Annotated in this window: 8 protein-coding genes and 1 pseudogene; all 9 read left to right on the forward strand. The window is 66.7% G+C overall.

The window, feature by feature from the left end:
- Nucleotides 1-13 precede the first annotated feature (13 nt).
- The 9 genes and pseudogenes from AU188_RS10610 (at nt 14) to AU188_RS10650 (ending at nt 13,069) form a co-directional block, all read left to right on the forward strand.
- A complete protein-coding gene (locus AU188_RS10610) occupies nt 14-2,017 on the forward strand; it encodes a bifunctional copper resistance protein CopD/cytochrome c oxidase assembly protein (RefSeq protein ID WP_059163660.1) in 2,004 nt (667 codons plus the stop codon).
- A 118-nt stretch (nt 2,018-2,135) separates the two neighbouring features.
- Nucleotides 2,136-2,983, forward strand: a pseudogene (locus AU188_RS10615) (type IV toxin-antitoxin system AbiEi family antitoxin).
- Nucleotides 2,984-3,099: 116 nt separating this feature from the next.
- A complete protein-coding gene (locus AU188_RS10620; RefSeq protein WP_286137379.1) occupies nt 3,100-3,810 on the forward strand; it encodes a TetR/AcrR family transcriptional regulator in 711 nt (236 codons plus the stop codon).
- A complete protein-coding gene (locus AU188_RS10625) occupies nt 3,794-4,714 on the forward strand; it encodes a class I SAM-dependent methyltransferase (protein ID WP_059163661.1) in 921 nt (306 codons plus the stop codon). Before AU188_RS10620 ends, AU188_RS10625 begins: the two co-directional genes overlap by 17 nt.
- A gap of 153 nt (nt 4,715-4,867) precedes the next feature.
- Complete coding sequence (ssb, locus tag AU188_RS10630) at nt 4,868-5,326, forward strand: single-stranded DNA-binding protein (RefSeq protein WP_059163838.1); 459 nt, start codon at nt 4,868-4,870, stop codon at nt 5,324-5,326.
- A gap of 121 nt (nt 5,327-5,447) precedes the next feature.
- A complete protein-coding gene (gene ettA / locus AU188_RS10635) occupies nt 5,448-7,121 on the forward strand; it encodes an energy-dependent translational throttle protein EttA (RefSeq protein WP_059163662.1) in 1,674 nt (557 codons plus the stop codon).
- Between the two features lie 4 nt (nt 7,122-7,125).
- Nucleotides 7,126-12,003 (forward strand): NAD-glutamate dehydrogenase, encoded by a 4,878-nt coding sequence (locus AU188_RS10640; RefSeq protein ID WP_059163663.1) that lies wholly within the window; start codon nt 7,126-7,128, stop codon nt 12,001-12,003.
- Nucleotides 12,000-12,413, forward strand: coding sequence for an acyl-CoA thioesterase (locus tag AU188_RS10645; RefSeq protein ID WP_059163664.1), 414 nt, complete (start codon nt 12,000-12,002; stop codon nt 12,411-12,413). The genes AU188_RS10640 and AU188_RS10645 overlap by 4 nt, the downstream gene beginning before the upstream one ends.
- Nucleotides 12,410-13,069 (forward strand): DUF8010 domain-containing protein, encoded by a 660-nt coding sequence (locus AU188_RS10650; protein ID WP_502687603.1) that lies wholly within the window; start codon nt 12,410-12,412, stop codon nt 13,067-13,069. Before AU188_RS10645 ends, AU188_RS10650 begins: the two co-directional genes overlap by 4 nt.
- Nucleotides 13,070-13,078: the final 9 nt, after the last annotated feature.

Here is a 13,078-nt window from a genome sequence, read left to right on the forward strand (position 1 = left end):
ATACGCTGGTGGGATGACCACGGTGGCAACGGGCGTGCGCAGTCGCGCGGTATGGCCGGTGCTCACCGGGGTCGCGGCGTTGGCGGGCGCGGTCGCCGCGGGCATCGGCGCGCTGTCGCTGGCTGACGCGTTGAGCGCGACCGGGTTGCCGGATCCCGGCCCGGTCACCACCTACGGGCTGCCGTTCGTGCGGGCCGCCGGCGAGATCGCGGCGGTGATCGCCGTCGGATCGTTCCTGTTCGCCGCGTTTCTCACGCCGCCGCAGCCCAACGGTGTGCTCGACGCCGGCGGTTACCGAGCGTTGCGCCTGGGCACCGGCGCGTCGGCGGTGTGGACGGTGTGCGCGGCGCTGATGGTGCCGCTGACGGTGTCCGACGTCTCCGGCCAGCCGCTGCGCCAGAACCTCGACCCGCTGGCCGTCTGGTCGGCCGCCAGCCTCGTCGAAACCGCGGGCGCCTGGCGGTGGAGCGCGTTCCTCGCCGCGGCCGTCACCGTGGCCAGCCTCCCGGTGCTGCGTTGGTCGTGGACGCCGGTGCTGATGGCCGGATCATTGACGACCCTCATCCCGCTCGGCCTGACCGGGCACTCCTCGACCGGCGGCGCCCACGACCTGGCGACAAACAGCCTGCTGTTGCACCTCGGCGCCGGGGCGCTGTGGGCGGGTGGGCTGCTCGCCGTGTTGGTGCACGTCATGCGTGGTGGCCGGCATGCCGGCCTGGCTGCGCGCCGCTTCTCGGCCCTCGCGCTGTGGTGCTTTGTGGTGATGGCGATCAGCGGCGTGGTCAACGCGCTGGTGCGCATCGAACCGGCCGACCTGCTGCGCACCGAGTACGGCTGGCTGGTCGTCGGCAAAGCGGCGGCATTGATCCTGCTCGGCCTCTTCGGCTGGCTACAGCGCCGCAGCGGGCTGGCCGCGCTGGCTGCCGAACCGGAATCGCGGGGCCCGTTGATTCGGCTGGCGCTGCTCGAGGCGGTGCTGTTCGGGGCGACCTTCGGAATCGCGGTCGGACTGGGGCGCACGCCTCCACCGCCGCTGGCCGCACAACCGGGTCCGGTCGAGGTTGCGATCGGATACGACCTCGCCGGGCCGCCCACCTTCGAGCGGATACTGATCGACTGGCGCTTCGATCTGATCTTCGGCACCGCCGCGATCGTGTTCGCGGTGGTGTACCTACTGGGGGTACGCCGGCTTCGCCGCCGCGGCGACGCCTGGCCGGTGGGCCGGACGCTGGCCTGGCTGTGTGGGTGCGCGGCATTGCTGTTCGCGACCTCGTCGGGCCTGGGCAGGTACATGCCCGCGATGTTCTCGATGCACATGATCGCGCACATGGTGCTGTCGATGCTGGTGCCGGTCCTGCTGGTGCTCGGCGCGCCGATGACCCTGGCGCTGCGGGCGTTGCCGGCCGCGGGCCGCGGAGATCCGCCCGGTGCCAGGGAGTGGCTGCTGGCGGCCCTGCATTCGCGGGTGTCGCGGTTCTTCACCAATCCGGCCGTGGCGACGGTGTTGTTCGTCGCGGGTTTCTACGGGCTGTACTTCGGAGGCCTGTTCGACGCCGCGGTCGACAAGCACGGCGCCCACGTGTTGATGAACCTGCACTTTCTGCTCAGCGGATACCTCTTCTACTGGGTGGTGATCGGCATCGATCCGGCGCCGCGGCAGATTCCGCAGCTGGGCAAGGTCGCGATGGTGTTCGCGTCCCTGCCGCTGCATGCGTTCTTCGGTGTGGTCCTGATGGGCATGAAGTCTGTGCTGGGGGAGCCGTTCTACCGGTCGCTGCAATTGAGCTGGCACACCGATCTGCTGTCCGATCAACGCACCGGCGGTGGCATCGCGTGGGCGGCGGGCGAGATACCGCTCGTACTGGTGATGTTCGCGTTGCTGATCCAGTGGTCACGCAGCGATCGGCGCACCGCCCAGCGGATAGACCGGGCCGCCGACCGGGACGACGACGCGGAGCTCGCCGCCTATAACGCGATGCTCGCCGAACTCGCCCGGCGCGACGGATCCTCGCGCTGAGGCGCATCTAAGTGCGCCGAGACCGACGCTTTGGCTGGTTTTCGGTCGTCGAATCGACCATTGCGTCGGTTTCGAGAACAGTGGGAGACCGACTAATGCCCGTCTGCGTCCAAAAAGTGTGGAGATTCCGTTCATCGGCAGTGACGCCATAGCCGCCGGCCACCTCACCAGAGCCCGCCTGCGCAGTCAGTATCGGCCGCTGTACCGCGGCATCTATGTGCCGAGACGCTACAGCGTGTCCCTGCGCGAGAGGATCGTCGGCGTGACCCTCGCCGCGCCTGACGCGGTGATCGCCGGCGTGGCCGCATCCTCGATACACGGGGCGAAGTGGATCGATGATGACGTTCCCATCGAAGTGGTCAAAGCGATCCGACGCCAGCGCGGGTTGATCGTCCGCGACGAGACGCTGGACGAGGGCGAGGTCACCACGGTGGCGGGCATTCGCGTGACCACCCCGGCCCGAACCGCGTTCGACCTTGCCCGCCACCTCCCGCGCGACAAGGCGGTCGAACGATTGGACGCGTTGATGAACGCTCGTCCGTTCGCTCCGGAGGATGTGGTGCTGTTGGGAAACGTCATACGGGTGCGCGTGGTCTGCGGCGGCTGCGGGTGGCGTTGCCGCTCGTCGATGGTGGCGCCGAGTCACCGAGGGAAACCTGGCTACGGCTGCTCTTCATCGATGCCGGGCTGCCCCGCCCCACAACGCAATTCGTGGTATATGACGAGTTCGGCCGCTACGTCCGGCGCATCGACATGTGCTGGGAGGAGTTCAAGGTCGGCGCCGAGTACGACGGAGAACAACACCTCAACAGCCGTCGACAATATGTCTTGGACGTTCAGGTGAACCGGACGCTGCAGCGGCTCCGCTGGCACGTCGTCCACGTCATCAAGGAGGACCGGGCGGCTGACATCGTCGAGCAGGCGCGCACCGCTCTGCTATCGCGGGGCTGGCGGCCGACCAAATGAGCGCCTCGTTCGAAACCGACGCAATGGTCGATTCGGCGGCCGTAAACCAGCCAAAACGTCGGTCTCGGCGCCCGTGACTATTGACCAGAATCGTTTTTTGGTCAACTATTGGACTCGTGAACGCGCGACGGGCACGTGCGGACCGGATCCTCGACACCGCCAAGAACTTGTTGTTGCGCTGGGGTTATCGGCGTATCCGCATTGACGAAGTCGCCAAGCGGTCCGGAGTCGGCAAGGGAACCGTCTACCTGCACTGGCGCACCCGCGGGCAGTTGTTGTCCGCGGTCGGCACGCGAGAAACCGCCGAAATGGTTGACGCGGTCGTGGCCGCAATACGAGCCGATCCGCAACAGGTGATGCCGCATCGACTGATGCGTCGGGTTTTCATGGAGGCGATGCACCGGCCGGTGTTGCGCGCGATCTACACCCAGGACACCGACACGATGGATGCGCTCGTCGCCGACAGCTCGCAAAAAGCGATGGGCGGTGCCAACTTCGCCGGCTGGCGCGAGTACTTGTCGATTCTCGACGAGCATGGCTTGCTTGGTGAGGGCTTGAGGGCGGAGGACATTCACTATCCCCTCACCGCAAGCGTTTTCGGCTTCTTCGCTGCCGAGCCGATGCTGCCCGACGAGCTGGGTCTGAGCCTGGATGATAAAGCCGATCAGCTGGCGAACATGTTGCGGCGGGCTTTCGAACCGACGCGCCCGCCGGCAACCAAGCGAGTACACGCCGCTGCCGACAAGGTCAGCGCCCTCTACGAACGACTCGCCGACGAATTCCGGACGCTGACCTACGGAGGAGATCACGATGACTCGAAGCGATGACGACAGTTGGGATCTGGCGACCAGCGTCGGCACCACCGCTACCGTGGTCGCCGCTCAACGCGCGGTCGCGGCGCGGAATTCGCTGATCGATGATCCGTACGCCGAGCCGCTGGTGCGAGCAGTAAATGCGGATGCTGTCACGCGTCTACTCGACGGCGGCACGCACCAGGAAGTCGGGACCTTCACGGTGCAGCAGGCGGCCGAAGCGATGGCGGTACGCACGCGCTTCTACGACGAGCTGTTCACCAGGGCTGCCACGGCGGGGGTGCGCCAGGCGGTCATCCTGGCCAGCGGGCTCGACACCCGGGCCTACCGTCTGCCATGGCCGGCCGGCACGGTCGTATATGAGCTCGACCAGCCGGCGGTGATCGAGTTCAAGTCCAAGACCCTGGCAGACCTCGCGGTACGCCCCACCGCTGAGCGCCGCGCCATCGGGATCGACCTACGCGAGGACTGGCCGAAAGCGCTGTTGGCCAATGGCTTTGACCCCTCAAAACCGGCGGCCTGGATCGCTGAAGGGCTGACGATATACCTGCCGCCGGAGGCGCAGGACCAGCTGTTCGCCAGCATCACCCGCCTCAGCGCACCGGGCAGCCATGTCGCCACCGAGTATGTCCCCGACGCCGCCGTGTTCACCGACAACCGATCGGAACGGGTCTTGGAGGGCTACCGAAGGTCCGGCCTGGACACCGAGCTGTCCGACCTGGTCTACGCCGGCCGCCGCAGCGACGTGCTCGAGTTTCTGACGGCCCGCGGCTGGGACATGTCGTCGCAGACGCTCGAAGAGGCGTACGCCGCCCACGGCTTTGAACTCCCCGACAACGACATGTTCGCCGCGTTCGCCGAGGCGCGCATCGTCACGGGGATACTCAGTCAGTCAGTCGGTGACCAACGCCGCGTGTGACTTTGCGAACCATCCCCAACGCTCGATTCATCCACAGGTCCACCGAGACGACCGAGCTTGTCGCGTCCCGGTGTCGGTGCCGCAGCGCTCAATGACGGTGTCACCGACGCGCCACCGGGCCGTCGGCAATCAAACAAGTCGAGGGAGATCATCATGTTCGAGACACCGTTCACCATCGTCGGCAACATCGTCACCGACCCGATCCATCGGCGGGTCGGCGATCAGGAGATGGTCCGGTTCCGCGTTGCGAGCAACTCGCGCCGCCGTACCGCCGAGGGAACATGGGAGCCGGGCAATTCGTTGTTCGTCACGGTGAACTGCTGGGGGCGTGTGGTCGCCGGTACCAGTGCAGCTCTGGTCAAGGGTGATCCCGTCATCGTCGTCGGGCACGTCTACACCAGCGAGTACGACGATCGCGACGGCAATCGACGCTCATCGGTCGAAGTGCGCGCGACGTCCGTCGGGCCCGACCTGGCACGGTGTACAGCACGTATCGATCGGATCAAGCAGCAGACCGACCAGCGGTCCACCGAAACAAACGACCACCCGGTGGATCCGGATGATGACGACGACGCGGAGCAGACCGACACGGCGCTGCCCCTGACCGCGTAGCGCGGGTAGACGCCCGGCGCGGCCGCCTCGAGTAGCTCTCTCGGTTGCGCCGGGGCGGCCCCGCCTACGATGGTCCGCGAGCATCACCCGAGATTCGCGATTTCGAAAGGCACATCACGGCATGGCCGAATTCATCTATTCGATGCGGAAGGTCCGCAAGGCGCACGGCGACAAGGTGATCTTGGACGACGTCAGCCTGAACTTTCTTCCGGGCGCGAAGATCGGCGTCGTCGGCCCCAACGGGGCGGGCAAGTCGAGTGTGTTGCGGATCATGGCCGGGCTGGACCAGCCCAACAACGGCGATGCACTACTGCAACCCGGCGCGACAGTGGGCATCCTGCAGCAGGAACCGCCGCTCAACGAGGACAAGACCGTTCGCGAGAACGTCGAAGAGGGCGTGGCGATCAAGGAGAAGCTCAACCGCTACAACGAGGTCGCCGAGCTGATGGCCACGGACTACTCCGACGAGCTGATGGAGGAGATGGGGCGGCTGCAGGAGGAACTCGACGCGGCCGACGCCTGGGACATCGACTCCCAGCTCGAGCAGGCGATGGACGCGCTGCGCTGTCCGCCGCCCGACGAACCGGTGACCCACCTTTCCGGTGGTGAGCGCCGCCGGGTGGCGCTGTGCAAGCTGCTGCTGTCCAAACCCGACCTCCTGCTGCTCGACGAGCCGACCAACCACCTGGACGCCGAGAGCGTGCAGTGGCTCGAACAGCACCTCGCGGAGTACAAGGGCGCGATCCTCGCGGTCACCCACGACCGGTACTTCCTGGACAACGTGGCCGAGTGGATCCTCGAACTCGACCGTGGACGCGCCTACCCGTACGAGGGCAACTACTCGACCTACCTGGAGAAGAAGGCCGAGCGCGTCGCGGTGCAGGGCCGCAAGGACGCCAAGCTGCAGAAGCGGCTTCAGGACGAGCTGGCCTGGGTGCGCTCGGGCGCCAAGGCGCGCCAAGCCAAGAGCAAGGCCCGGCTGCAGCGCTACGAGGAGATGGCCGCGGAGGCCGAGAAGAGCCGCAAGCTCGACTTCGAGGAGATCCAGATCCCGACGCCGCCGCGGCTGGGCAACGACGCCGTCGAGGTCGAGCACCTCGACAAGGGGTTCGGCGGCCGCACCCTCATCAAGGACCTGTCGTTCACGCTGCCGCGCAACGGCATCGTCGGCGTCATCGGGCCCAACGGCGTTGGCAAGACCACGCTGTTCAAGACCATCGTCGGCCTCGAGCAGCCCGACAGCGGCACGGTGAAGGTCGGAGAGACGGTCAAGCTGAGCTACGTCGACCAGAGCCGTGCGGGCATCGACCCGAAGAAGAACGTGTGGGAGGTCGTCTCCGATGGCCTGGACTACATCGAGGTGGGGCAGAACGAGATTCCGTCTCGCGCCTATGTGTCCGCGTTCGGTTTCAAGGGCCCCGATCAGCAGAAGCCGGCCGGGGTGCTCTCGGGCGGTGAACGCAACCGGCTCAACCTGGCGCTGACGCTCAAAGAGGGCGGCAACCTGATCCTGCTCGACGAGCCGACCAACGACCTGGACGTTGAGACGCTGTCATCGCTGGAGAACGCCCTGGAAAGCTTCCCCGGCTGCGCGGTCGTGATTTCCCACGACCGCTGGTTCCTCGATCGCACGTGTACGCACATCCTCGCGTGGGAGGGCGACGAGGACAACGAAGCCAAGTGGTTCTGGTTCGAGGGCAACTTCGGTGCCTACGAGGAGAACAAGGTGGAACGACTCGGGATCGAAGCCGCGCGTCCGCACAGGGTGACCCACCGAAAGCTCACGCGCGACTAAGGTCATGTCGGTGACTCCGGGAGCCGACGGAAGACCGGCCGGCGTGGCCGGGCCGGGTCGTTCACCGGCATTGGACGACCAGACCACGGCGCGGCTCTCGCGTGCCTATCTCGAGACGTACCGCGGCCCGCACGCCGACGCGCCCTCGGCGGACGCCGCGGTGACGATGCCGATGACCGTGACGGTGCACGACATGGTGCCGCCCGGCCTCGTCACCGCACATCACCGGCTGGCCCGCAACAGGCGGACCGGCGACACCCGCGTCGCGGTCTACGCCACCGACGACCCGGCCGGATTCGGGCCCGCGCTGCAGATCGTCACCGAATACACCGCGATGGTCCTCGACTCGGTCACGGTGCTGCTCCACCGCTTCGGTGTCGCCTACACCGCGATCATGAACCCGATCTTCCGGGTCCGCCGAGGACCGGACGGCGAGCTGATCGAGGTGGCGCCGATCGGCGAGGACGGCCGCGACACCCGCGGCGACGAGGTGTGGATACACGTCAAGCTGGCGCCGACGGCGGATATGACGGCCGTCGCCCGGGTGGCGCAGCTCCTGCCCAGCGTGCTGGCCGACGCCCGACAGGTCGCGCGCGACTCCGACGCGCTGACGTCGACGATGCGCTGGCTGGCCCACGAACTCGACGCCGATCCGGGTAACCGGTTCCCCGGCTCGGATCGCGGCGATGTGGCGGCCCTCTTGCGCTGGCTGGCCGACGGACATTTCGTGGTGCTGGGCTACCAGCGCTGTCAGGTCCGCGACGGACGGTCGGCGGTCGACCCGGCCAGCCGGCTGGGGGTGCTGCGGCTGCGCCACGACGCGCTACCGCAACTGACGAACACCGACGAGCTGCTGGTGCTGGCGCAGGCCACCATTCCGAGCTACCTGCGCTATGGCGCCTACCCATACATCGTCGTCGTCCGCGAGAACCAGGGCGCCGCGGCGATCGAGCACCGTTTCGTCGGTTTGTTCACGGTCGCGGCGATGAACGCCAACGTCTTGGACATACCACTGATCTCGCGTCGGGTGAACGAGGCGCTGTCATTGGCAAGGCGTGATCCGAGCCATCCGGGACAGTTGCTGCTCGACATCATGCAGACCATTCCGCGATCCGAGCTGTTCGCGCTGCCAGCCCAGAACCTGCTGGACATGGTGACGGCCGTCGTCGACCTGGGCTCGCGTCGACGCACTTTGCTCTTCCTGCGCGCCGACTCGCTCGCCCATTTCGTGTCATGCCTGGTGTATCTGCCGCGTGACCGCTACACCACCGCGGTTCGCCTGGAGATGCAGGACATCCTCGTTCGCGAACTGGGCGGCGTCAGTATCGAATACACCGCGCGGGTCAGCGAATCGCCCTGGGCGGTCGTGCATTTCTCGGTCCGCATGCCGGACTCGACCAACGCCCGCGACATCGACACCTCCGCCGACAACCGGACGCGGATCCAGAATCTGCTCACCGAGGCTGCCAGGACGTGGGGCGATCGGCTGATCGGCGCGGTCAAGACCGGCTCGATCGACCAGCGCAAGGCGGAACACTATTCGACGGCGTTCGCCGAGTCCTACAAGCAGTCGGTCTCACCGCTAGACGCGATCGACGACATCGCGATCATCGAAGAGCTGCAGGACAATTCGATCAAACCGGTGCTCGTCGACACCGACGAGGAAGGCACCGCACAGCTCACCCTCTACCTCGGCGGCCACTCCGCGTCGCTGTCCGATCTGCTGCCGATGCTGCAGTCGATGGGCGTGGTGGTGCTCGAAGAGCGGCCCTTCACCGTGGTGCGGCCTGACGGGTTGCCGGTGTGGATCTACCAGTTCAAGATCTCGCCGCACAAATCCATCCCCCGCATAGCGCCCGACGAGCGCGACCAGACCGCGGCCCGGTTCGCCGACGCGGTGACCGCGATCTGGCAGGGCCGCGTTGAGGTCGACCGGTTCAACGAGCTGGTGATGCGGGCGGGCCTGAACTGGCAACAGGTGAGCGTGCTGCGCAGTTACGCAAAGTATCTGCGGCAGGCGGGTTTTCCCTACAGTCAGTCCCATATCGAGTCGGTCATCAACGACAACGCCAAGACCGCGCGGTCGCTGGTGGAGCTGTTCGAGGCGCTGTTCTTCCCCGCGGCCGAACGTGATGAGAGCACGCCGAAGCGCCGCGACGCCCAGGCCGCCGCGGCAGCGGTGTCGGCCGACATCGACGCGCTCGTCAGCCTGGACACCGACCGGGTGCTGCGCGCGTTCGCGTCGATGATCCAGGCCACGTTGCGCACCAACTACTTCGTCACCAACCCGCATTCCGCGCGCGCACAGGACGTGCTTTCGTTCAAGCTCAATCCCGCATTGATCGACGAATTGCCGTTGCCCCGCCCCAAATTCGAGATCTTCGTGTACTCGCCGCGGGTGGAGGGCGTCCATCTGCGGTTCGGATACGTCGCCCGCGGCGGCCTGCGCTGGTCGGACCGACGCGAAGACTTCCGCACCGAAATCCTCGGCCTGGTCAAGGCGCAAGCCGTCAAGAACGCGGTGATCGTGCCGGTCGGCGCCAAGGGCGGATTCGTCGTCAAACAACCGCCGACACCCACCGGCGACCCTGCCGCCGATCGCGACGCGCAGCGCAACGCGGGCGTCGCGTGCTACAAGCTGTTCATCGCCGGCCTGCTCGACGTGACCGACAACGTCCACAAGGCCACCGGTGAGGTGGTGCCGCCGCCCGATGTGGTGCGCCGCGACGGTGACGACGCTTATCTCGTCGTCGCCGCCGACAAGGGCACCGCGACCTTCTCCGACATCGCCAACGAGGTCGCGAAGTCCTACGGCTTCTGGCTCGGCGATGCGTTCGCCTCCGGCGGTTCGGTGGGCTATGACCACAAGGCGATGGGCATCACCGCCAAGGGCGCGTGGGAATCGGTCAAGCGCCATTTCCGTGAGATGGGCGTGGACACCCAGTCCGAGGACTTCACCGTCGTCGGCGTCGGCGACATGAGCGGCGACGTGTTCGGCAACGGGATGTTGCTGTCCAAGCACATTCGCCTGCTGGCAGCATTCGACCACCGGCACATCTTCATCGATCCCGACCCGGACGCGGCACGGTCGTGGGAGGAGCGCAAGCGCCTGTTCGATCTGCCCCGGTCCAGTTGGGAGGACTACGACTCGTCACTGATCAGCGAGGGCGGTGGCGTCTACAGCAGAGAGCACAAGTCCATTCGGATCAGTCCGCAGGCCCGCGACGCGCTCGGGATCGACGGCGGCGTCGAAGAACTGACGCCGCCCAACCTGATCAAGGCGATCCTCAAGGCGCCCGCCGACCTGCTGTTCAACGGCGGCATCGGCACGTACATCAAGGCCGAGACGGAGGCCGACGCCGACGTCGGGGACCGGGCCAACGATCCCGTCCGGGTGAACGGAAACCAGGTGCGCGCCAAAGTGATCGGCGAAGGCGGCAATCTCGGTGTCACCGCGCTGGGGCGCATCGAATTCAACCTCAACGGTGGACGCATCAACACCGACGCGCTGGACAACTCCGCGGGCGTCGATTGCTCCGACCACGAGGTCAACATCAAGATCCTGATCGACTCGCTGGTCACCGCCGGCAAGGTCAGCGCCGAAGAGCGCACCGACCTGCTGCTGTCGATGACCGACGAGGTCGGCAGGCTGGTGCTCGAGGACAACGAGGACCAGAACGATTTGATGGGCACCAGCCGCGCCAACGCAGCAAGCCTGTTGCCCGTACACGCGCGGATGATCAAGGAGTTCGTCGCCGACCGCGGGCTCAACCGTGAGCTCGAGGCATTGCCGTCGGAAAAGGAGATCCGGCGCCGCACCGATATCGGAATCGGGCTCACCTCACCGGAACTCGCGACTCTGATGGCACACGTGAAACTGGCGCTCAAAGCCGATGTGCTGGGCAGCGAGCTGCCCGACCAGGAGGCGTTCGCGGCACGCCTGCCCTGGTACTTCCCCGCGAAGCTGCGCGAGCAGTTCAGCAGCGAGATCCGCGCGCATCAACTGCGTCGGGAGATCGTCACCACCATGCTCGTCAACGATCTGGTCGACACCAGCGGCATCACGTATGCCTACCGCATCACCGAGGACGTGGGGGTGGGTCCTGTCGATGCGGTTCGCAGCTATGCCGCCGCCAACGCGATCTTCCGGATCAACGACATCTGGCGCCAGATCCGCGCCGCGAGCACGACCGGGGTGCCGGTGGCGGTGTCGGATCGGATGACGCTGGACCTGCGCCGGCTCGTCGACCGGGCCGGCCGTTGGTTGCTCAACTACCGTCCGCAGCCCCTGGCGGTGGGCGCCGAAACCAACCGGTTCGCCGCGAAGGTCGCCGCGTTGACGCCGCGGATGTCGGAATGGTTGCGCGGCGACGACGAGGCCATCGTCACCAAGGAAGCGGCCGACTTCGCCTCCCAGGGAGTGCCGGAGGATCTGGCGTACCTCATCGCGACGGGACTCTACCGGTTCAGCCTGCTCGACATCATCGACATCGCCGACATCGCCGACCGGGAACCGGACGAAGTGGCCGACACCTACTTCGCTTTGATGGATAACCTCAACACCGATACCCTGCTCACCGCGGTCTCCCGGCTGCAGCGAGAAGATCGGTGGCATTCGTTGGCGCGGTTGGCGATTCGTGACGACATCTACGGCTCGCTGCGGGCGTTGTGCATCGATGTGCTCGCGGTCGGCGAGCCGGAGGAGACCGGTGAGGAGAAGATCGCCGAGTGGGAGACGACGAACGGGTCACGGGTGAGCCGCGCGCGCCGCACGCTCACCGAGATCTACGAGAGCGGCGAGCACGATCTGGCGACGCTCTCGGTGGCGGCCCGCCAGATTCGCAGCATGACCCGGACCAGTGGAACGGGAACTTCTCGGTGACCAACGGTTTCGTCGCGCCCGTGCACGTCCGGTGGTCCGACATCGACATGTACCAGCACATCAACCACGCCACCATGGTGACCATCCTCGAGGAAGCCCGGATTCCTTTTCTGCGTGAACCGTTCGGCCCGGAGATCGAAACCATCGGGCTGCTCATCGCCGAGGTCAACATTTCGTACAAGGCTCAACTGCGACTGGTGGACTCACCGCTGCAGGTGACCATGTGGTCCAAGCGGGTGCGGGCAGTCGACTTCACGATCGGCTACGAAGTGCGCCCGGTGGGTGCCGCCTCCGATGCGAAGCCGGCGGTCATCGCCGACACCCAGTTGGCGGCCGTGCACATCAAAGAGCAGCGGCTGCAGCGGCTTTCCGAGCCGCAACGGGAATACCTGCGGCGCTGGACCCGATGACGCGATCAGAGCGGGGTCTCTGGCTGACGGATACGCCGCACCGCGAGGACCTGGCCGCATTCGCCGAACGCGCGATGCACCTCGACGACGCGGCGGTGATCCGGCTGCGTCAACGGCCGGACGGGCTCGTGGCCGCCTGGGTGGCAACGGGTTTCGACGTGCTCGCCAGCCGGGTGGTCAGCGGCGAGGTCAACCCGCCAGATTTGACCGCCGGTGCCGACACACTGGCCGCGGGCCTGCGCGCGACGGACCCCAGCGGGTATGTCGAGCCGGGTTTCGCGTTGGATTCCGCCTGGCACGGCGCGCTACCGCCGGAGTCCGGCTTCGTCCACCTGGACGATGTGCCCGCCCGCGTCATGCTCGAGCTCGCCGAACGTGGTGGGGCGCTGGCCAAGCAACACTCCAGCAATCATGGCCCGCCGGTGTCGCTGCTGGACCAGGAGGTGGTCGCGGTGAGTTCGGGCGCAGACAGCGTCGGCATCCCGATGCGGTGCGTATTCGCCTTGACGGCAATGGGTTTCCTGCCACAAGCGGGGTCGGCGGTGTCTGCGGAGGAGATCGTGCGGGTGCGGGTTCTCCCGACGTGGCTGCGCATCGACGCACGGTTCGGCTCGGTGTATCGCCGCCGCGGCGACCCGGCCGTCGTCTTGCGGTAGTTTCCTGCT

It is taken from the genome of Mycobacterium sp. IS-3022 (assembly GCF_001500065.1).
Taxonomy (GTDB): domain Bacteria; phylum Actinomycetota; class Actinomycetes; order Mycobacteriales; family Mycobacteriaceae; genus Mycobacterium.